Annotated in this window: 20 protein-coding genes and 1 other RNA gene; 18 read left to right on the top strand and 3 right to left on the bottom strand. The window is 36.2% G+C overall.

Annotated features, from left to right (window positions below; translation table 11 throughout):
- Nucleotides 1–20: 20 nt before the first annotated feature.
- Complete coding sequence (locus SD1D_RS10165; RefSeq protein WP_058258813.1) at nt 21–1,070, bottom strand: LCP family protein; 1,050 nt, start codon at nt 1,068–1,070, stop codon at nt 21–23.
- A 16-nt stretch (nt 1,071–1,086) separates the two neighbouring features.
- Nucleotides 1,087–2,508: an undecaprenyl-phosphate glucose phosphotransferase gene (locus SD1D_RS10160; protein ID WP_058258812.1), complete on the bottom strand. Its 1,422-nt coding sequence runs from the start codon at nt 2,506–2,508 to the stop codon at nt 1,087–1,089.
- Nucleotides 2,509–2,681: 173 nt separating this feature from the next.
- On the opposite strand from SD1D_RS10160, the gene SD1D_RS10155 reads away from it, so the two are divergent.
- From SD1D_RS10155 to SD1D_RS10070, 18 genes are all read left to right on the top strand, one after another.
- Complete coding sequence (locus SD1D_RS10155) at nt 2,682–4,124, top strand: S1C family serine protease (protein WP_058258811.1); 1,443 nt, start codon at nt 2,682–2,684, stop codon at nt 4,122–4,124.
- Between the two features lie 197 nt (nt 4,125–4,321).
- On the top strand, nt 4,322–5,728 hold the full coding sequence (gene clpX, locus SD1D_RS10150) for an ATP-dependent Clp protease ATP-binding subunit ClpX (protein WP_058258810.1): 1,407 nt from the start codon (nt 4,322–4,324) through the stop codon (nt 5,726–5,728).
- Between the two features lie 56 nt (nt 5,729–5,784).
- Entirely contained in the window at nt 5,785–6,453 is a 669-nt protein-coding gene (locus SD1D_RS10145) for a beta/alpha barrel domain-containing protein (RefSeq protein WP_058258809.1), read from the top strand.
- Nucleotides 6,454–6,493: 40 nt separating this feature from the next.
- Complete coding sequence (locus SD1D_RS10140; protein ID WP_058258808.1) at nt 6,494–6,751, top strand: hypothetical protein; 258 nt, start codon at nt 6,494–6,496, stop codon at nt 6,749–6,751.
- A gap of 221 nt (nt 6,752–6,972) precedes the next feature.
- Entirely contained in the window at nt 6,973–8,172 is a 1,200-nt protein-coding gene (locus SD1D_RS10135; protein WP_058258807.1) for an ABC transporter substrate-binding protein, read from the top strand.
- Between the two features lie 229 nt (nt 8,173–8,401).
- A complete protein-coding gene (locus SD1D_RS10130) occupies nt 8,402–9,283 on the top strand; it encodes a branched-chain amino acid ABC transporter permease (RefSeq protein ID WP_058258806.1) in 882 nt (293 codons plus the stop codon).
- A 10-nt stretch (nt 9,284–9,293) separates the two neighbouring features.
- On the top strand, nt 9,294–10,373 hold the full coding sequence (locus tag SD1D_RS10125) for a branched-chain amino acid ABC transporter permease (RefSeq protein ID WP_058258805.1): 1,080 nt from the start codon (nt 9,294–9,296) through the stop codon (nt 10,371–10,373).
- A 3-nt stretch (nt 10,374–10,376) separates the two neighbouring features.
- Complete coding sequence (locus SD1D_RS10120) at nt 10,377–11,135, top strand: ABC transporter ATP-binding protein (RefSeq protein WP_058258804.1); 759 nt, start codon at nt 10,377–10,379, stop codon at nt 11,133–11,135.
- A 41-nt stretch (nt 11,136–11,176) separates the two neighbouring features.
- Nucleotides 11,177–11,881 (top strand): ABC transporter ATP-binding protein, encoded by a 705-nt coding sequence (locus SD1D_RS10115; RefSeq protein ID WP_058258803.1) that lies wholly within the window; start codon nt 11,177–11,179, stop codon nt 11,879–11,881.
- A 16-nt stretch (nt 11,882–11,897) separates the two neighbouring features.
- Nucleotides 11,898–12,518, top strand: a complete 621-nt coding sequence (locus SD1D_RS10110; protein ID WP_058258802.1) for a cytidylate kinase-like family protein — start codon at nt 11,898–11,900, stop codon at nt 12,516–12,518.
- Between the two features lie 64 nt (nt 12,519–12,582).
- The gene (locus SD1D_RS10105; protein ID WP_058258801.1) at nt 12,583–13,770 is read left to right on the top strand and encodes a pyridoxal phosphate-dependent aminotransferase; all 1,188 of its coding nucleotides are present in this window, start codon (nt 12,583–12,585) and stop codon (nt 13,768–13,770) included.
- A complete protein-coding gene (locus SD1D_RS10100) occupies nt 13,760–14,851 on the top strand; it encodes a pyridoxal phosphate-dependent aminotransferase (RefSeq protein WP_058258800.1) in 1,092 nt (363 codons plus the stop codon). Before SD1D_RS10105 ends, SD1D_RS10100 begins: the two co-directional genes overlap by 11 nt.
- Before the next feature lie 140 nt (nt 14,852–14,991).
- Entirely contained in the window at nt 14,992–15,618 is a 627-nt protein-coding gene (locus SD1D_RS10095; protein WP_058258799.1) for an epoxyqueuosine reductase QueH, read from the top strand.
- A gap of 202 nt (nt 15,619–15,820) precedes the next feature.
- Nucleotides 15,821–16,843, top strand: coding sequence for a deoxyguanosinetriphosphate triphosphohydrolase (locus tag SD1D_RS10090; RefSeq protein WP_058258798.1), 1,023 nt, complete (start codon nt 15,821–15,823; stop codon nt 16,841–16,843).
- Between the two features lie 25 nt (nt 16,844–16,868).
- Nucleotides 16,869–18,650, top strand: a complete 1,782-nt coding sequence (dnaG, locus tag SD1D_RS10085; protein ID WP_058258797.1) for a DNA primase — start codon at nt 16,869–16,871, stop codon at nt 18,648–18,650.
- 83 nt (nt 18,651–18,733) lie between these two features.
- Complete coding sequence (gene rpoD, locus SD1D_RS10080; RefSeq protein WP_058258796.1) at nt 18,734–19,837, top strand: RNA polymerase sigma factor RpoD; 1,104 nt, start codon at nt 18,734–18,736, stop codon at nt 19,835–19,837.
- A 136-nt stretch (nt 19,838–19,973) separates the two neighbouring features.
- On the top strand, nt 19,974–20,717 hold the full coding sequence (locus tag SD1D_RS10075; RefSeq protein WP_058258795.1) for a tRNA (adenine(22)-N(1))-methyltransferase: 744 nt from the start codon (nt 19,974–19,976) through the stop codon (nt 20,715–20,717).
- Nucleotides 20,707–22,365 carry a nucleoside kinase gene (locus SD1D_RS10070; RefSeq protein ID WP_058259254.1) on the top strand — a complete coding sequence of 553 codons (1,659 nt, stop codon included), beginning with the start codon at nt 20,707–20,709 and terminating at the stop codon, nt 22,363–22,365. Before SD1D_RS10075 ends, SD1D_RS10070 begins: the two co-directional genes overlap by 11 nt.
- On the opposite strand, the gene rnpB is transcribed toward SD1D_RS10070, so the two are convergent.
- Nucleotides 22,359–22,727, bottom strand: an RNA gene (gene rnpB / locus SD1D_RS10065) — RNase P RNA component class A. The two genes, SD1D_RS10070 and rnpB, sit on opposite strands and share 7 nt — an antisense overlap.
- Nucleotides 22,728–22,813: the final 86 nt, after the last annotated feature.

Below are 22,813 nucleotides of genomic sequence, written 5' to 3'. Positions count from 1 at the left end.
GTGTTAGCCCTTTTAATGATTTATCTTTTGCGAATATCTTCAATATAAGCTGAATATTCCTGTACCTGGTCGGAAGGGGTGTAGTTTTCATCTTCAAAGAGGAACTGATGGAGTCTTATTACATTTTCCTCAAGGTTTATAGGAAAAACATAAGATACACCTCGGTATTCATGGGCATCTTTTTCAAAAGGAAATCCGGTCTGGTCTGCAATATCATAAGAGAGAAAGGATTTCATAAGATTCATAATATCCTTATTGCTCAAATTGGTATAAATCATTGGCATAAATTTTTCTACCATATTATATAATTTGGGTAAGCTTAATTTTTTAGCCTTTTTTAACATCTCCTGAAGTACAATTCTTTGCCGTTCGGTTCGTTTAAAATCTCCACCCCTTGTATATCGGATTCTGGCATAGGCGGTTGCCTGAGTACCGTTTACATTTTGTTTGCCGGCAGCTTCTAATTGGGGGACATTTGTATTATTGATTCGATTTAGCTCCCTTACGTATCCGTTCAGATATTTTAGTTCTGTTTCATCTATATCTAGGGTGATTCCACCTAGATAATCAATTGCTTCTACCACTGCCTGAAAATTAACGGTAACGTATTTTGTAATATTTAAGTCAAAGTTCATGTTAATAGTATTGATAGCTAAACCATAACCTCCATTGGCATAGGCTGCATTGATTTTATTATAGCCCTTGTCAGGAATATAAGCATAGGTATCCCGGTAAATAGAAACCATTTTAACCAGATTGTTTCTTTTATTAATGCTTACAAGAATAATAGTGTCGGAATTACCCCTTTGTAAGGAATTATCCCTGGTATCTAGGCCGAATATAAGGAAGTTATTATATCCATCTAGCTGAATTTCCTCATTATATATTATTTCTTCATCCTGACTGGTATCTCTAGGTATCTTGTTAATTGTCTTATGAAGCTTATTATATCCCCAAACCAATACTACTGTTATTAGTAAGACAATTGCTTCTATAATAAGAAGCCTGGTAAGCCATTTCTTTTTTTTGTCCATCTTTGCTGTCATAAAATAAGCAAACCAACCTTTCATGCCTTTTTAATGGTAACTAGTAAGCATTTTTATTGATAAAACCTTTAAATATTGTTAAAAACATTATTTTAATATCAAAGCCTAAGCTCCAGTTTTCAATATAGTATAAATCATGTTCTATCCGTTTTGTAATTGAGGTATCTCCTCTGTAACCGTTAATTTGTGCCCAGCCGGTAAGTCCCGGAGGAACTTGATGTTTTATCATATATCTTGGTATTACTTCTTTAAATTGCTCAACAAATTGTGGCCGTTCAGGTCTGGGGCCAACTAAGCTCATATCACCTTTTAATATATTAAAAAGTTGTGGCAGCTCGTCTATGCTTGTCCGCCTTATAAATTTTCCGATTCCGGTTACTCTGGGGTCCCCTGCAGTTGTCCAGCCTTTTGCCTCATCTTCTTCAGTCTGGACTTTCATAGATCTAAATTTGTACATTTTAAAGGTTTTGTTGTTTTTTCCCACCCTGACTTGGGAGAATATTATAGGGCCTTTTGAGGTTAATTTAATTAATAGAGCCACAATCAGCATGGGAACTGAAAATACTATTATTCCCGTTAAAGAACCTATAATATCCACAATTCTTTTGGTTATCCAGTTAAAGGTGTTACTAAGAGGTACATTCCTTATATTAATAACCGGAAGTCCATATAAATCTTCTGTATAGGGCTTTGTGGGAAAAAAGCTATAGTAATCAGGTACAAACTTAGTATGAACACCGGATTTTTCACAGGTTGCCACGACTTTTTCTAAAAGCTCATATTCTTTTATACTTAAGGTGATGGCTATTTCGTCCAGTGACATTTTAGTAAGATATTCCTCTAGTTGATCTAGTTTTCCTATTACCGGTACTTTTTTGTATCTAGTATCAATCTCCATGGAGTCATCTAAGATACCATGTATATAGTATCCCCATTGTGGGTTGGCAAATATACGGTCAATATAAGCTTCTGCAGCACGGCTATAGCCAACTAAGATAACATGCTTTAAGTTATAGCCCTTTTTCCGGGCAGTTCTTAAAATATTGGCCACAGTCATTCGGGCAGCTGTGCATATAATAACATTAATTACAGAAAACATACCCAGAAAGTACCTAGATATATGGGTTTCTTCCAGCATATACAAATAGAAGAAATAGAAGGCTAAACCAAAAAAGTTTGAATATGCTATGGGGAAAAATTCAGCCCATCTTTTTTTACCCCTCTTTGGAGTATATAGTTTAGCTTGGTTATATATAATAAGATACAATGGAACAATAAAATATAGACTTTTGGCATATATATTTAAAGGATAGAATGTCCCACTTTCAACACTAAAGATATTCATTTTAGTAAGGAAGCTATAAAATCTTAAATAATATGCAATTAAATAGGAAACTACAATGATTGCAGCATCCATAAATATATGAAGACGATTAAGTGTTTTTTGATTGTCCTTAATCATGTTATAACCCTCCCTCCTTAGGCTATAAAATAAGTTTATTTTAACTTATAATTGGCTTAATTAATATAATACATGATTATTATATTTTCAACAATATAAATTTGGTTTCTTCACATTCTTTACACAAAGTATTGATAGACTTATAATAAAGCTAAAGGAAAGGAGCATATTTTATGGATGATTTAAATCAAAATAATATAAATGAAATTTCCGGAAATTCCGATGAAAGTTATAGCCATAATAATTCTAGTTTAAATTCCAATTATGACAACCCTGACCATAACCATAATCAAGAAACCCAGGGATATAATCCACCGGAGTATAGTTTTTGGGCTGAGAAGGTATCGGGAGATAATGGATATAGTTATTATCAGCATATACCCCAACCGGAAAATAAACCCCAGAAGAAAAAGAAAGGAAATAAAGTTTTAACCTTTGCAGCTAAGGCTTTGCTATTTGGTATTTTAGCAGGAGTAACTTTTGCCGGTGTCCAATTTCTTTATTATAAAATTAATCCGGCTGCATTTCAAAACAAAGAAAGCTTTATACTTGGTTCCGTAGATGAAGATAGCCAGGTTGGGAATAAATTAAAAGTATCTAGTACTGACAATGGAACCGTAAGTACTGTTCCGGAATCTGCTGTTATGAAAGTGGCTGAAAATACTATGCCATCTATAGTAGCTATTACCAGTATTTCTACAACTACTGACAGTTGGTTTGGATATGAAATTCCCAATGAGGGCAGCGGCTCAGGAATAATTGTCGGTAAAGACGAAAAGGAACTTTTAATTGCAACAAATAACCATGTGGTTGACGGAACAGATAAAATAACAGTTACATTTATTGATGAAACTCAGGCAGAGGCAGTAATAAAGGGAACAGATTCCAAGGCAGATCTTGCAGTAATTACTGTTGACTTAGATAAGCTTAGTAAAAGTACCCTTGAGAAAATTAAGATTGCTAAACTAGGTAACTCCGATGATATTAAGGTAGGAGAGATGACCATAGCAATTGGTAATGCAATGGGATATGGGCAATCCCTTACTGTAGGATATGTCAGTGCCAAAGACAGAAAAATCGAAGTATCTGATAATTATAGCTATAATACAATGATACTTCTTCAAACAGATGCCGCCATTAACCCCGGTAATAGCGGTGGAGCCTTGCTAAATATTAAGGGCGAGGTAATAGGGATTAATACAGTTAAATTCGCTGATTATAAGGTTGAAGGAATGGGCTATGCCATCCCTATATCAAGAGCAATACCGATTATTAATGAGTTAATGACCCGTGAGGTTCTTAAGCCGGAAGAACAGGGATTCCTTGGTGTTTCAGTAACGGACGTTACAGAGGATGTGTCTGAGCGATTTGGTATACCTATAGGAGTGTATATAACAACCGTAGTAGAAAACAGTGCAGCTGAAAAAGCAGGATTGAAGGAAGGGGATGTTATCAGAAAAGTAAATGATATAGAGATTACATCCGGTTCCCAGCTTAGTGAGTTAATCTCAAGCATTCGGGTAGGTACAGAGATAGAGATAGAATATATGCGCCATATAGGTGAGGGATATAAGGAAGAGACGGTTAAAGCAACCCTGGGAAAAAGAACAGAGTAAAAAAATAAATAAATGACTAAATAAAGAAATCAGGATTCCATATACAAATTAGTTTTAATAAAAAGGGCTTTGTATATGGAATTCCTCTTTTTTATCTTGCAATTCTGTGTTGTCTGATTTTACACAATGGGTTATAATATTGTACATAAAAATTGATTTAACTATGGATTAGGAATAAACATAGGAAGGACATGAGGATGAGTAATAAAGATGATATTAATGAAAAATTAAATATAGAGGATTCTGATGATAAGAAGGATTATACAGAGGAGATTTGTTATCTTTGTAAACGACCTGAAAGTCTTGCCGGTAAACTGATGCAAATTCCCAACCATATCTATATCTGTGCAGATTGTATGCAAAGAACCTTTGACTTAATCAATAACCCAGATAATCCTTATATAAATATGATTGGTATTCCCCCGGGGATGTTCGGCATGACCGATATAAGTAGTAGTATAAAGACAAAAAAGGCACAGGAGGATGGTAAGTCAAAGAAAGAAAAGGTAGAATTTGACCGTAAGAAAATTCCTTCACCCCATATAATAAAGGCTAAATTGGATGAATATATCATAGGCCAAGACCATGCCAAAAAAGTAATATCAGTAGCCGTATATAATCATTATAAAAGAATTAGCTCCCATGCCCCAGAGGATGTGGAAATAGAAAAGTCTAATATGTTAATGATTGGACCTACCGGTTGCGGCAAAACCTATCTGGTTAAAACCTTGGCAAAACTTCTAGATGTTCCTTTGGCTATAACTGATGCCACAACTTTAACGGAAGCAGGGTATATCGGTGATGATGTAGAGAGTGTAATTTCAAAGCTTTTGCAGGCAGCCGGTAATGATGTAAAGAAGGCGGAGCGGGGAATTATATTTATTGACGAGATAGATAAAATAGCTAAAAAACGAAATACAAACAGCCGTGATGTCAGCGGTGAATCCGTACAGCAAGGTTTGCTTAAGCTTTTAGAGGGTAGTGATGTAGAAGTACCTGTAGGAGCAACTTCAAAAAATGCCATGGTGCCTCTTAAGACAATAAATACAGAGAATATACTATTTATCTGTGGCGGGGCCTTTCCTGACCTTGATAAAATCATTAAAGCAAGGCTTAATAAGCAAAGCTCCATGGGCTTTATGGCAGACTTAAAGGACAAGTATGATAATGATAAAAATCTCCTGCAGAAGGTCACCTTAGATGATTTAAGAGAATATGGCATGGTACCGGAGTTTCTAGGTAGGCTGCCCATATTATTTACTTTAGAAGGACTTACTAAGGAAATGATGATAAAGGTTCTTCAAGAACCCAAAAATGCAATACTAAAGCAATACAAAAGCCTTCTTGCTATGGATGAAGTTGATTTAATCTTTGATGAAGAGGCCTTAGAGGCCATAGCAGAAAGGGCTTTGGAAAAAAAGACCGGTGCCAGGGCCCTACGGGCTATACTAGAGGAAGTAATGTTAGATATAATGTATGAGATACCTAAAGATGATAACATAGGACGTGTTATTATAACTAAAGATTATATTCAAGGAAAAGGTGTACCTGTTATAGAGATGAGAGGCGTCTCTAAGCAAAAAGCCATAGCTTCAGGCAATTAAGCTATGGCTATAAAATAAGTCAAAAGTACAATATAATACTGAAATGGAGGAATAGTATGGTAGATAGGCTGACCCCGGAAATCAACGGAATCTTAAGAAGACATATGATAAGGGTTCCACAGGAAATAGATGCCGCCAGCGGAATAAGAATTTTTGGTAAGTTGATTCGCTCTATTGTATTTACCACAGATGTGGCAATTATACGTAATTGCAATGCCAATGCAGTTATTGCAGTATATCCTTTTACACCTCAACCAATTATATCCCATTCAATCATAACCTGTTCTGATGTACCGGTATTTTGTGGTGTAGGCGGTGGAACAACCACAGGAAACAGGGTTGTAAACCTGGCGGAACATGCAGAATTTCAGGGGGCAGCAGGTGTAGTCTTAAATGCACCAACTCCTAATGAAACAATTGTATTATTGAAAGAATATATTGATATTCCTATTATCATTACAGTAGTATCAGAAAAAACTGATATAAAAAGCAGGCTAGATAGCGGAGTATCTATATTAAATGTATCAGCAGCTTCAAGGACTCCGGAAATTGTTAGAAGGATTAGAAATGATTTTCCTGAAGTTCCCATAATTGCCACAGGAGGACCGACACCGGAATCGATAATAGAAACCATAGAGGCGGGAGCTAATGCTATTACATATACTCCACCTACCAACGGTGAAATCTTTAAGGCTTTAATGAATAAATATCGTGCTGAATGTTAAGATGATTATCTATGTAAGCCATAAATTGAAAGGATAGCATATGTTTAAGTGGGATAGATTTTTGCGAAGTAAAAAATTAAATATAAAAGTAAATTATCCGGAACATGGGGCAGGTTACGATGAAGGAGAGATTGATTCTGAAAATCTGCCTCAGACAAATGAGAATCAAACAAAGGATAAGGAAGAATATGAAGTGGTAGAGATAGAGATTCTACCGGCAAAAATTATTTGTCCTGATTGCGGCGGTATTACCTTAGAGGGACTGGAATTTTGTGATAAATGTGGTGGAGAATTGTAACTATTTATATATTAAATGATTTCGACAAAATATTTATTGACAAAATATTTATTCAAGGTTATTATAGAGGCTAAGAATATTGACGTTCAAAAGGCATAACAGATTTTTATTTTGTTTTGCCATGGAGAACGTCTTATTTATACAATTTGCATGGCAACGAATTAATACGTTAAAGCGACGTATCGGAAAAGCCTAATGATTAATGGGAGGGATTTTATATTATGAAAAAGAGAATAATAGGTCTGTTTTTGACCCTATGTATTATGATGGTAAGCTTAGCAGCTTGTGGGACAAAAGATGAAACTTTAGATGGCAAGGATCAAGGCCAGCAGACCGATGATCAAACCGATGCTAAAAAGTTCTATATAGGAGGAATTGGACCTATTACAGGGGATGCTGCAGTCTATGGTCAACATGTTATGAAGTCTGCAGAAATTGCTGTTAAGGAAATTAATGAAGCAGGTGGAATTAACGGTGCTATGATTGAGTTTAGATTTGAGGATGATGTACATGATCCTGAAAAGTCCGTTAATGCATACAATACATTAAAAGACTGGGGTATGCAGATTCTTATGGGTACTGTAACATCCAATCCCAGTAATGCAGTAAAAGAAGAGGCTTATGCTGATAATATGTTTATGCTGACCCCTTCAGCATCTGCCCCGGAAGTAGTTCAATATGATAATGCATTCCAAGTTTGCTTTACAGACCCTAACCAAGGAATGGCATCTGCTAAGTATATAGCTGATAATAACCTGGCTTCTAAGGTGGCTGTTATCTATAATAGCTCAGACGTATATTCAACAGGTATCTATGAGAAATTTGCTGAGGAAGCTAAAAAACAAAATTTGGAAATTGTGGCTACAGAAGCATTTACAAGTGATAATAAATCTGATTTTAATGTACAATTACAGAAAGCTAAATCCGGTGGAGCAGAGCTTATATTCTTACCGATTTATTATGAGGAAGCTACTTTAGTTTTAACTCAAGCAGCAGCTATGGACTATAAACCTATTTTCTTTGGATGTGACGGCCTAGATGGAATTCTTGGTGTTGAAAACTTTGATAAATCACTGGCTGAAGGAGTAATGCTCTTAACACCTTTTGCAGCTGATGCTGATGATGAGAGAACACAAGAGTTTGTTAAAAAATTTAAAGAAGCTAATGATGGTGTTGTTCCAAATCAATTTGGTGCAGATGCATATGATGCTATCTATATAATTAAAGCTGCCATTGAAGAAAGCGGTGTTACACCTGATATGAGTGTATCAGATATTTGCGATGGTCTTAAGGAAGCTATGACAAAGATTACAGTAGACGGACTTACCGGTTCAGGTATGACTTGGACATCCTCCGGTGAGGTTAACAAGGAGCCTTTAGCTGTTGTTATTAAAAACGGAAAATATGTTTCTGCTGATTAATTGAATGGGATATTGTTATATAAGAAAATTAATTTAGATTAGGATTTGAAACATACAGATAGGAGATAATTCCTACTGTATGTTTCTTATATTAATAGACAAAATTACTAATTAATGGTTAATTTGCATATAAATTGTATAAAATTTGTATGAAGAGTCTTCCTATGTTAAAATATTGTAACAAACAAATTAGACAAAATGCATGGTAAACATGCTAACGGGGGTAAATATGAGCTTTATAACTTATTTAATTAATGGAATAAGCTTAGGGAGCGTATATGCAATGATTGCCCTGGGCTATACAATGGTATATGGAATTGCTAAAATGCTTAACTTTGCCCATGGTGATGTAATTATGGTAGGAGGATTTATTATATTCACTCTTATGAGTTCCTTGGGGCTAAGTCCGGTTCTTGCGGTCTTGATTGCAATAGTTTTATGTACTGTTTTAGGAGTTACTATTGAACGTGTTGCTTATAAACCGCTAAGAAAGGCTCCATCATTAGCTGTCTTAATTACAGCTATCGGTGTCAGTTATCTTCTTCAAAATCTTGCCTTACTGATTTTTGGAGCGGGATCAAAATCATTCACTTCAGTAATTCCTGTGCCGGCAATATCACTGGCTGGGGGTAGGATTCCCATATCCGGGGAGACCTTGGTAACTATACCGGTATGTATTATTATTATGATTGCACTAACTATATTTATTAAGAAATCAAAAACAGGTCGGGCCATGGTTGCTGTATCTGAGGATAAAGAAGCGGCTGTTCTTATGGGAGTTAATGTTAACAAAACCATAGCTATTACTTTTGCCATAGGTTCAGCCCTTGCTGCCATAGCAAGTGCCTTAATGTTTTCAACATATACTAATTTATCTTCTACCTCAGGAGCAATGCCTGGAATTAAGGCATTTATAGCGGCGGTATTTGGAGGAATAGGCTCTATACCCGGTGCTATGATTGGGGGAATCCTTCTTGGAATTATTGAGATATTAAGCAAGGCATATATCTCTACACAGTTAGGCGATGCCATTGTATTTCTGGTACTTATTATAGTGCTTTTAGTAAAGCCCACAGGAATACTTGGCAAAAAGATACAAGAGAAAGTGTAGGGGGTAAATTATGAAAAAGAATATACTTAAAATAAATAAATCTACCCGTAATAATATGGTTACCATCGGACTCATAGTAATTGCATATGCAATATGTCAGTCCATGATTGTAACAGGTAATATGTCCAATCTTCTACAGAATCTATTAGTTTCCTTATGTTACTACTCTATTATGGCTATATCCTTAAATTTAACAGTAGGGATTTTGGGCCATTTAAGTCTTGGACATGCGGGATTTATGTGTATCGGTGCATTTGCAGGAGCCTTTTTTTCAAAATCCATGGTTAATACCATAGATAATACCTTTATTCGTTTTACACTGGCTATTTTAATCGGTGCTGCCTTTGCCGGATTATTTGGTGTTATTATAGGTGTTGCAGTTTTAAGACTTCGGGGTGATTATCTTGCAATTGTTACTTTGGCATTTGGAGAAATTATCAAGAATGTTCTTAATGTATTATATGTAGGTTACGATAAAAGAGGAATTCATATTTCAGCAGAAGATGCCATGTCCCTTAATCTAGATGAGAGTGGTGTGGTTATTGTTAAAGGAGCCCAGGGTATATCCGGTACCCCTAGGGATGCAACTTTTACAATCGGAGTTATCTTACTAATTATAAGCTATCTTATTATCGTTAATCTGGTTAATTCCCGTTCGGGACGAGCAATTATGTCCATAAGGGATAACCATATTGCTGCGGAATCTGTAGGTATTAATATTACTAAATATAAAATTTTGGCCTTTTCAATATCTGCAGCTTTGGCAGGAGTAGCCGGAGTTTTATATTCCCACAATATTTCATCGGTACAATCATCTAAGTTCGGATATAATATGTCAATTATGATTTTAGTATTTGTTGTTTTAGGAGGCATGGGTAATCTCCGTGGATCAATTTTTGCAGCTATTTTGCTTACCTTGCTTCCGGAGTATCTAAGATTTTTAAGGGATTATCGTATGTTGATATATGCCATAGTATTAATCATAATGATGTTGTTTAACTGGGCACCGGCGTGTATAGAGTGGCGAAAGAAATTTTCTTTTAAAAATCTTTTAGGTTCTGTGTTTAGAAAAACTAAGAAGGAGGTGTAAACCATGGAAATGTTATCGGTAAAAAATCTAGGCATCTCCTTTGGAGGTTTACACGCAGTTGATTCCTTTAGTATCACTGTTAACAAAGGGGAGTTATATGGACTAATCGGGCCAAACGGTGCCGGTAAAACCACCGTATTTAATCTTCTTACAGGTGTGTATAAACCGGATATGGGTCAGATTATTTTGGACGGTGAAAATATAACAGGCCGCAGTGCCATTGAGATTAATAAGGCAGGTATTGCAAGGACCTTTCAGAATATTAGATTATTTAATAATTTATCGGTACTGGATAATGTGAAGGTGGGCCTTCATAATGACTATAAGTATTCTTCCATAGCAGGTATATTAAGATTGCCAAAATATTATAAGACAGAAAAAGCTATGAATGAGCGAGCTTATGAAATCCTTGAGGTTTTTGGCCTTAAGGAGGAAGCTAATGTTTTGTCGGCTAACCTTCCTTATGGTAAGCAAAGAAAGCTGGAAATTGCCAGGGCTTTGGCTACCTCTCCTAAACTTCTTCTACTGGATGAGCCGGCAGCAGGTATGAATCCCGCTGAGACCGATGAACTTATGGAGACAATTACTCTTATAAGGAAGAAATACGATGTAACTATATTACTTATTGAACATGATATGAAATTGGTAGCCGGAATCTGTGAGAAAATATTTGTACTTAATTTCGGTACGGAACTGGCCAATGGACTTCCCCAAGATGTTCTTAATAATCCGGAGGTAATCAAAGCTTATCTAGGTGAATAATAAAGCAGAGAAAATCTTCTATTGTGCGAAGGAGAAATATAATGTTAGAAGTTAAGAATTTACAGGTATATTATGGAGTCATACAAGCTATTAAAAAGGTCTCCTTTAAGGTAGAGGAAGGAGAAATTATTGCACTGATTGGTGCAAACGGAGCAGGTAAGACTACAATTTTGCATACGGTTTCAGGCTTAATATCAGCTAAACAAGGTGAGGTGCTTTATAATGGAGTGGACCTGCAAAAGATTCCTGCCCATAAAATAGTTTCCTTGGGCCTAGCCCATGTACCTGAAGGAAGAAGGGTTTTTGCCCAGCTTTCAGTATATGAAAATCTGCTCTTAGGAGCATATACAAGAAGCGATAAGGGGGAGATAGAAGAAACCCTAGAGCAGGTATTTAAAAGATTTCCAAGATTAAAGGAACGTAAAAGTCAGATGGCCGGTACCTTAAGTGGCGGTGAACAGCAGATGCTTGCCATGGGAAGAGCTCTTATGTCAAAACCAAAGATAATACTTTTAGATGAACCTTCTATGGGACTATCTCCTATTTTAGTTGAAGAGGTATTTGATATTATTAAAAGTATTAACAAAAGCGGTACCACTGTCCTTTTAGTAGAACAAAATGCAAAAAAAGCCTTATCTATTGCCCATCGTGCATATGTACTTGAGACCGGCAATATCGTATTAGAGGGCGATGCCAAGGTACTGATGAATGATGAGTCAGTAAAAAAAGCATATTTAGGTGAATAATAGGAAGGTGAAATCTATGAGCAAATATGTAATTACAATTGCAAGAGGATATGGCAGTGGAGGAAGAACTATCGGCAAGATGCTGGCTAAGGAACTAAACATAGCCTATTATGATCGTGAGCTTTTACGGTTGGCCTCAGATGACAGTGGTATTAATGAGGAGTTATTTGCCAGGGCTGATGAGAAGTTAAGAAAGACCCCTCTTTTTAGGATTGCAAGAAAAGCATATAAGGGTGAGTTAATTCCCCCGGACAGCGATGATTTTGTTTCCAATGACAATCTGTTTAACTATCAGGCAAAAATTATTAAGGAACTGGCACAGGAAGAATCCTGCGTGATAGTTGGCCGGGCTGCGGACTATATACTTAAGGATTATGATAATGTGGTTAAGGTCTTTGTTCATGCACCTATTAAAGACTGCATAAAAACCCTTAAGGAAATGACTGGAAAATCGGAAAAAGAAATCGAAAAGCAAATTACTTCTATTGATAAGCACAGGGCCGAATATTACAAATATTATACCGGTCGAAATTGGGAAGATGCAAAGAATTATGATTTGTGTTTAAATAGCAGCCAGCTGGGCTTTGATAAGTGCGTAGAAATTGTAAAGTCCTATATTGATATTAGATTCCGCTAGTTGCCATTAACTTACAAATATGCTAATCTGATTATAAACTATTTGTATAGAGAGGGGGATATGTATGATATCTGATAAAATGAAAGCATTTGTTAATTCAAGTTCTGCAATCCGTGCCATGTTTGAAGAGGGAAAAAGGCTGGCAGAGATTTATGGTGCAGAAAATGTTTATGATTTTAGTTTGGGAAATCCCAGTGTAGAGCCTCCGTCAGAGATTAAGGAGGCCCTGATAGAGGTCTTAAATGAGGAAAATCCCAATATGGTTCATGGTTATATGAACAATTCCGGCTACGAAGATGTAAGGGAAAAAATCGCCTTATCCCTTAATAAAAGATTTGATACAAACTTTGGCTTAGAAAATATCATTATGACAGTGGGTGCAGCGGGAGGACTAAATGTAATCTTAAAATCCTTATTAAATCCCGGTGATGAGGTAATAACTTTTGCACCGTTTTTTGGTGAATACCGTAATTATGTCAGCAATTATGACGGACACTTAGTAATAGTGCCGCCAAATTGTGAAACTTTCCAGCCAGACCTGGAGGAGTTTGAAAAAAGTATTACAGCAAAGACCAAGGCTGTTATTATAAATTCTCCCAATAATCCTACGGGAGTGGTATATTCTGAAGACACTATCTGTAAGTTAGCCAAGATATTAAATAGGAAGCAGCAGGAATATAATAAGTCTATTTATCTGATTTCAGATGAGCCCTATAGGGAATTGGTATATGATGATTTAGAGGTACCTTATCTGACTAAATACTATGATAATACTATTGTGGGATATTCATATAGTAAGTCCCTGTCTCTTCCCGGTGAAAGAATAGGTTACTTGGTTATTCCAGGTGAAGTAGATATATATGAAGACTTGGTGGCTGCAGCCAATGTGGCAACCCGTATACTTGGCTTTGTAAACGCTCCCTCCCTTATACAAAGAGCAGTTGCCAAATGCCTTGAGGCAAAAGTAGATGTGGAAATATATAACCGTAACAGGGAGCTTTTATATAACAATTTAGTATCCTATGGATATGAATGTGTAAAACCACAGGGTGCATTTTATCTCTTTGTAAAGGCCTTAGAGCAGGATGACAAGAAATTTGCCCAGGAGGCAAAAAAGCATAATATATTAATAGTTCCCGGATCTGCCTTTGGTTGTCCCGGATATGTAAGAATTGCTTATTGTGTTGATTATGAAATGATTAAAAGGGCCTTGCCCGGCTTTGAGAAGCTTGCTAAGGAATATGGGAGGTAATATTTTGAGGGAAGAGTATATAAGGCCCTGGGAAAAAAATATTAGGAGTGTAGTACCTTATGTTCCCGGGGAACAGCCCAGAGAAAAAGATGTAATAAAGCTAAATACCAATGAGAATCCCTTTCCTCCTGCACCGGGAGTAGAAAAGGTATTAAAAAATATGGATACCGATAGCTTAAGGCTTTATCCGGATCCCACCATAGGACTTTTAGTAGAGGAAATAGCTAAGTTTTATCAAGTGGAAAAAGAACAGGTCTTTGTGGGGGTTGGTTCAGATGATGTACTGGCCATGGCATATTTAACTTTTTTTAATTCTGATAAGCCGATTCTTTTTCCTGATATAACATACTCTTTCTATCCTGTCTGGTGTGATTTGTATAGGATACCCTATGAAACACCGGCCTTAGATGAAGAATTTAGGCTTGTTAAAGAGGATTATTATAAGGATAACGGAGGGATTATAATAGCTAATCCCAATGCTCCTACATCCATATATGAAAGTATATCTACTATTGAAGATATAGTGGCCCATAATACAAATTCTGTAGTGATTATTGATGAGGCCTATATTGATTTTGCAGGGGAGTCAGCACTTTCCTTAATAGACAAATACGATAATCTCCTGGTTGTACAGACCTTTTCAAAATCAAGGTCAATGGCAGGAATGAGGATAGGATTTGCTATGGGAAATAAAAAGCTTATTAAGGCTTTAAATGATGTAAAATACTCCTTTAATTCCTATACCTTAAATCAGGCTGCAATTTTAGCTGGAGTTGAAGCCATTAAAGATAAACAGTATTTTAAAGAAGGAATAAATAAGCTTATTGAAATCAGAAAAGAAGCTGAGAAGTCCTTGAAAGAACTGGGATTTGATTTTCCGGCTTCAGGGGCCAACTTTTTATTTGTTACCCATAAAACAATTCCTGCAAAAAAGTTGTATGAAGTTTTAAAAGAAAATAATATTTATGTAAGATATTTTGATTTACCCAGAATTAGTAATTATCTTAGAGTCACTATAGGTTCAAAAGAACAGATGGATAAGCTGTTTGAATTTTTAAATCAGTATATTAATAATAAGTAATTAAACTGCCTCCTATTAATTCTTGAAATTTTTAAAATAAAAGAATTGTTAATAGGAGGATTTTATGTTAAACTTTAATGCTAATTGGCCCTTATAATTAGTAGTAACTAAAAGGTTGAAATTAGTATAGGAGTAAATATATGAACTATCAATTGGAGCTAGATAAAATAATAAATAAAATTAATTCTTCACCAAGCAAGAACTTGCCTAAACTTCTGATACATAGTTGCTGTGCCCCTTGCAGCAGTTATGTCTTAGAATATCTGTCTAATTATTTTGCTATAACTATATTTTACTATAATCCTAATATATACCCTGAGGATGAATATAGAAGGAGAGTCAAGGAACAGGAAGACCTAATTAGGGCTATGAACTTAAAAAATTCGGTTCTATTTGTAGAGGGGGATTATGAGCCTAGGAAATATTATGATTTAGTAAAAGGTCATGAAAAAGATCCTGAAGGCGGTGACAGATGCTTTATTTGTTATGGTATGAGACTTAAGGAGGCAGCCAAGGCAGCTAAGGAAGGGGGATATGAGTATTTTACAACAACTTTAACCATCAGTCCCCATAAGAATGCGGCAAAACTTAATGAAATAGGTGAAGAAGTAGCTGCTTTATATGGAGTTTCATTTCTACCTTCTGATTTTAAGAAGCGAAACGGATACAAACGTTCCATTGAACTTTCTAAGGAATATGGCCTATATCGCCAGGATTATTGTGGCTGCGTATATTCCATTAGGAAAGATACAATTAATAATGAATAGATAAATTAAGTCGGATATAAATACTTCCGGCTTATTTACATGGTCAATAATCAGGTGAATTTTATGGCTTTATTTATGAATATTATACAAATTTATAATTTATAAAAGGAAATCGTAAGTCTTTGTAGAATAATAGTAGTATAGGCTTTAATTTTAGTTGATATCACATTTATATGCTTTTTGTGATAGTAAGGAGGATTCAATGGATAACAACTTAACTATCAGACAGAAGCTTGAACTTAGGGAACATGAGATATTAAGTCCATATGCAGCATTCTCAGATCAGTCTCAGGGAAGGGATTATGAGGAGGAACCTTGTAATATCCGACCGGTTTATCAAAGGGACAGGGATAGGATACTGCATTCTAAGGCATTTAGAAGATTAAAGCACAAGACTCAGGTTTTTCTTGCCCCTGAAGGTGACCACTACAGGACTAGACTTACCCATACATTAGAAGTAGCCCAGATAGCAAGAACTATAGCCAAAGCTTTAAGATTAAATGAAGATCTTACGGAAGCTATAGCCCTAGGCCATGATCTTGGACATACTCCTTTTGGACATGCAGGGGAGAGAGCCCTTAATAGAATATGTCCCGGAGGCTTCAAACATCATATACATAGTATCCGTGTAGTGGAACGGTTTGAGAATCATGGAAAGGGACTAAATCTTACCAAGGAAGTAAGAGATGGTATTCGCAATCACCAGATGTCAACCATACCTTCTACCTTAGAAGGAAAGGTGGTTAAATTAAGTGATAAAATCGCATATATCCACCATGATACGGATGATGCTATCCGTGGTGGAATTATCAGGGAGGAGGATATACCTAAGGAATATAAAGAAATCCTTGGTAACAATCTAGCTGATAGGTTAAATACCTTAATTAATGACATAATAACAAACAGTGAAGGTAAAAATGATATTATTATGTCCCCTGATATTGAGAAGGCAATGTATAGTCTTCGGGAATTTATGTTTAATAATGTTTATCTTAATAAGAAAGCTAAAAGCCAAGAAGAACAGGCAGAACGCTTACTGGAACAGTTGTTTATGTACTATACTAATCATCTAGAACAGTTACCACAAGAGTATTATATACGGATAGAAAAGTTAGATGAAGCTCCCAAACAGGTGGTATGTGATTATATTGCAGGTATGACAGATAGATATGCAGTAGCAAAGTTTAAAGAACTCATGATCCCATCAGCTTGGAGTGTTTATTAATGTGGTAAGATGGGAGGAGTAAAGCATGTATTATCCGGATGAAATAATAGAAGAAGTCCGAATAAGGAACGATATTATTGGTGTAATAGGCTCCTACATAAATTTAAAGAAGTCAGGTAATAACTATTTGGGATTATGTCCTTTCCATAATGAAAAGACCCCATCTTTTAGTGTCAGTCAATCTAAACAGATGTATCACTGCTTTGGTTGCGGGGTCGGAGGCAATGTTTATACCTTTATTATGGAATACGAGAATTATACATTTGTAGAGGCATTAAAATATTTGGCAGAAAGGGCAGGGGTTAATCTGCCCGAGCAGGAGTATTCTGCAAGTCAAAAACGCAGGATGGATATAAAAAACAGACTCTTAGAAATAAATAAAGAAGCTGCCAAGTATTATTATTATCAATTAAAATCCAATAGAGGACAAGCTGCCAGACAGTATCTGCTTGATCGAGGCTTAAGTGAGGAGACCATAAAGTCATTTGGTCTAGGTTATGCTAATCGCTATAGTGATGATCTTTATAAATATTTAAAGAGCCTACAGTATGAGGATAATATTCTCAAACAATCGGGCCTGGTATCATTTGATGAGGTACGGGGTGGTCATGATAAGTTCTGGGATAGGATTATATTTCCTATTATGGATGCCAATAATAAGGTAGTTGGTTTCGGTGGACGAGTTATGGGGGATGGTATGCCCAAATATCTTAATTCACCGGAGACAGATATATTTGACAAAAGCAGGATTTTGTATGGATTAAATATAGCCAGAAGATCAAGGGAATCTTATTACCTTATTTGTGAAGGCTATATGGATGTTATAGCTTTACATCAGGCGGGATTTACTAATGCTGTTGCTGCTCTTGGTACGGCATTTACAGAATATCATGCTAATTTATTAAAACGATATACAAGGGAAGTTGTTTTAACCTTTGATAGTGATGAAGCAGGGACCCAGGCAGCACTTCGGGCTATACCGATTTTAAGGAATGCAGGCTTAACTGTTAAAGTGGTCAATATGGATCCCTTTAAGGATCCCGATGATTTTATTAAGTCTTTAGGACCTAATGAATACAAGAAAAGGATTGAAGAAGCCAAGAATAGCTTTTTCTTTGAAGTTGATATACTTGAAAGTAGCTATAATTTAGAGGATCCGGAGGAGAAAACCAAGTTCTTTAATGAGCTGGCAAAAAAACTCTTGAATTTTTCTGAGGAATTGGAAAGGAATTTCTATCTGGAGGCTCTGGCAAAGACTTATCAAATTGATGCTATGTTATTGTATAGACTTGTAAATAAGCTGGGCTCTCAATCTGTTTTACAAGGCTCTTATAATAAGAAGCAGACTTATTCACAGCCTAAGCAAAGAAAAACCAGTGACGGCGGAATAGATAAGGCTCAGAAACTTTTAATTACATGGCTTGCGGAAGATGCCGCCATCTATGATAAGTTAAAGGGCTTTATTAAGCCGGAGGATTTTTCAGATGGTATTTATTCAGAAGTAGCTAAATTAATTTTTGAAGAATATGACAAGGGCGGTAAGGTTATACCGGCTAAAATTATCAGTTGTTTTGAGGATTCTTCACAACAGTCACAGGTGGCGGCTATTTTAAACGCCGGTCTACTAGGTGAGATTAAGGAGACAGAAAGGCAGAAGGCACTGTTTGATACGGTATATCTTCTGAAGGAAGAAAGTTTAGACAAGCAGAGTCTAAAAGCCATAGAAACAAATGATACTATATTATTGCAAAATATCATCATGGAGAAAGCAGACCTTAAAAAGAATATAGCAGCAATTCTAAAGTAAGAAAGTTGCTGCAAATAGCATTACTGCATATTTCATTAAATGATGGTTAGAATATAAAAGAGTTTAAGAAGGAAGGATTATCTATGGACGAGAATATTGCTAAGTTTACAGAAAGATTAAAAGAATTATTGGCTTTTGCAAAAAAGAAGAAAAATGTTTTGGAATATCAGGAAGTAAATGATTTTTTTGCAGATATGGATTTAGATCCTCATAAAGTAGAAAAAATATATGATTATCTGGAGAAGCATAATGTGGATGTTCTTCGGTTAACTGATGCCGCAGAGGATGATGAGGATGACATCATACCGGATGATGAAGAGGATACTGAGCCCATAGATTTATCCATTCCAGAGGGCATAAATATAGAAGATCCGGTCCGCATGTATCTAAAGGAAATCGGTAAAGTTCCTTTACTTACTGCGGAGGAAGAAAGTGAACTGGCTAAAAGAATGGAAGAGGGAGATGAAGCGGCTAAAAAAAGGCTAGCTGAGGCAAATCTCCGTCTGGTAGTCAGTATTGCTAAGAGATATGTTGGCCGTGGAATGTTATTTTTAGATTTAATTCAGGAAGGTAATCTGGGTCTTATAAAAGCTGTGGAGAAATTTGATTACCGTAAAGGCTTTAAATTCAGTACCTATGCAACCTGGTGGATTAGACAAGCTATTACAAGAGCCATAGCGGATCAGGCTAGGACAATCCGTATTCCTGTTCATATGGTAGAAACCATTAATAAACTGACAAGGGTACAAAGACAGCTTTTGCAGGAGCTTGGCAGGGAACCTACCCCCGAGGAGATTTCAGATGTTATGAATATACCTGTAGATAGGGTAAGGGAAATTCAGAAAATATCTCAAGAGCCGGTATCTCTTGAAACACCTATCGGTGAAGAAGAGGACAGCCATCTTGGAGACTTTATTCAGGATGATAATGTACCGGTCCCTGCTGAGGCAGCAGCTTTTACCTTATTAAAGGAACAGCTGGTTGATGTTTTAGGAACCCTAACCGAAAGAGAACAGAAGGTTTTAAGGCTTAGATTTGGATTAGATGACGGAAGGGCAAGAACCTTAGAGGAAGTGGGAAAAGAATTTAATGTTACCAGGGAAAGAATTCGTCAAATTGAGGCAAAAGCCCTGCGTAAGCTAAGACATCCCAGCAGAAGCAGGAAGCTTAAGGATTATCTAGAGTAAAATAAAGGGCTGTTTCGTAATATCGAAACAGCTTTTTTAGTTTTATAAAATTTGACATAAATTTACAGATTGTTCTATAGAAAAATAATGCATAATATGGTAAAATGACATAAAATGAAATAATGGAGAGGAAAAAATGCAACTTTCAAAAAGACTAGAAGCAGTAGCATCCATGGTAACCCCCGGTAGCCGGGTGGCTGATATCGGATGTGATCATGCATATACAGCTATATATTTAGTGAAAGAAAGAATATCTCCTTTTGTGGTGGCCATGGATATTAACCAAGGACCTCTTGATAGGGCAAAGGAAAATATTAAGAGGTATGGTGTGGAAGATAAAATTACAATCAGAAAATCTGACGGTATAAAGGAGCTAAAAGCCGGAGAGGTAGATACCATACTGATTGCCGGTATGGGTGGCAGGTTAATGATACAAATACTAACCGGCAACATTAATGTAGTATCAGCAGCTAAAGAGTTGATACTGCAACCACAATCTGAAATACATTTAGTTAGAAAAACTTTAAAAGAATTAGGATATATTATTATAAAAGAAAGCATGTTAAAAGAAGAAGGCAAATATTATGTTGTAATGAAGTTAAGGAAAGTCTCCCCGAATTTCAAGGATAAGGATTATCAGCTTATAAAGCCTGAACATATTTATTTTGGAAGGTTGCTTCTTGAGGAAAGAAATCCGGTTTTATTGGAATTTTTAAAAGCAGAAAGAAAGCAGTATGAAAATATATATAAAGAACTAATATCTCTGCCGACAAAGCAGTCTATTCAAAGGCAGTTTGAAATTAATAATTTTATCCGACTGATTGACAATGCTATTAATTATTATAAGGAGGGCGAAATTGGATACAAGGATGAAAGTTAAAGTAAAGATTGGTGAAGAAGTTAAAGAATACCCCATTAACACTAAATTATCAGAAATTGCGGCTGAATATCAGAAGGAATATAGTTATGATATAATCCTTGCCTTTGTTAACGGAAAGCTTAGGGAACTGTTTAAGACCGTAGATAAGGATTGTACCGTAAGTTTTGTTACCACCAATGAAGATGCCGGCCATAAGACATATACCAGAGGTATGATTTTAGTCTTACTTAAGGCTTTTTATGCTGAGTTTGGTAAAGATAATGTAAAGAAAGTTTCTGTAGAATACTCTTTAGGAAACAGCTTATATTTTGATTATGAAGGTAGTCTACCCTTAACCATAGAACGAATCGAAGCGGTAAAAGACAGAATGAAGCAACTGGTTAATAAAGACATACCTTTTCTTAAAAGAAGCATAGGTACAGATGATGCCGTATCCCTATTTGCTTTTTATAAGATGTATGATAAGGAAAAGTTATTTAAGTACCGCCGAGTATCTAAGGCAAATATATATAACCTAGATGGGTTTGAAGATTATTATTATGGATATATGCCCCCAAGTACCGGTATGCTTAAATATTTTGATTTGATGCTTTATGAGGATGGTTTTGTTTTAGTACTACCAAGAATGAAAAATCCTACAACGGTAGAACCCTTTATACCCAAGAAAAAACTCTATCTTACTTTAAAGGAATCTAATCAATGGGCTAAAATGATGGAAGTTGATAATGTAGGGGCTCTTAATGACCTTATATCCCAAGGAAAGTTTAATGATTTGGTTTTAGTACAGGAGGCTCTACAGGAAAAGAAAATCAGTGAAATAGCTGAAGCTATTAAAAAGGCAAAAGATAAGAAATTTATTATGATAGCGGGTCCTTCTTCTTCCGGTAAGACTACATTTTCCCATAGGCTTAGTATTCAACTGAAAGCCCATGGCTTAAAGCCTTATCCCATTGCAGTGGATAACTATTTTGTAAATAGAGATAAAACCCCAAAAGATGAATATGGGAATTTAAACTTTGAAAGCCTACATGCTATTGATTTGGAACAGTTTAATAAGGATATGACTGACTTAATGAATGGTAAATCAGTGGATTTGCCTGTATATAATTTTATAACCGGCAAGAGAGAATATAAGGGTAATTATCTGAATATAGGCAAAGACGGAATTTTGGTTATAGAGGGTATACATGGCCTTAATGATGAACTATCCTACTGCCTTCCTAGGGAAAGCAAGTATAAAATTTATATCAGTGCTCTAACTCAGTTAAATATTGATGAACATAACAGAATTCCCACTACCGACGGCAGGCTGATTAGAAGAATGGTTAGGGATGCAAGAACTAGAGGGGCATCAGCCCAGACAACTATATCTATGTGGCCATCTGTAAGAAGGGGCGAAGAAGAGAATATCTTCCCATTCCAAGAGGAGGCAGATATAATGTTCAATTCCGCTCTAATCTATGAGCTGGCTGTCTTAAAGCAGTATGCTGAACCTATTTTATTTGGGGTAGATAGGGATAGTGTAGAATATTTAGAAGCAAAAAGATTGCTGAAGTTTTTAGACTATTTTATAGGAGCACCAAGTGATGCTGTACCGAAAAACTCTATATTAAAAGAATTTATAGGTGGAAGTTGCTTTAAAGTATGAGCAGCACTATAAGCCGGGTTCTGTCTCGGATGGTCATCTATCTTGACCGTATGTTACCATACGGCTCCAGTATCCGCTTTCACAGATACTACGCGGCCAACCCGAAAGCACGGCGGGCAACCGTATCGCTTTCTGTTCGGCCTTACTTCGGGTGGGGTTTACATCTGCCCCTTCTGTTACCAGAAGGGCGGTGGTCTCTTAAACCACCTTTCCATCCTTACCATAGCAAAGAAACTTTGCCATGGCGGTTTATTTCTGTTGCACTAGCCTTGGAGTCGCCTCCACCGGACGTTATCCGGCACCCTGCCCTATGAAGCCCGGACTTTCCTCACTTAAAAAAGCGCGACCATCTGTGCTACTCACAAAAGGTATTCTAACATGTAAGATGATAAAAGTAAATGTAAAATCAAAGGAAAAACAAATTGAGCCGCAAGTACATTTACAGGGG

The sequence above is a fragment of the Herbinix luporum genome (assembly GCF_900070325.1).
In the GTDB taxonomy this organism is placed as follows: Bacteria; Bacillota; Clostridia; order Lachnospirales; family Lachnospiraceae; genus Mobilitalea; species Mobilitalea luporum.
This window is presented reverse-complemented; position numbering and strand designations above follow the sequence as displayed.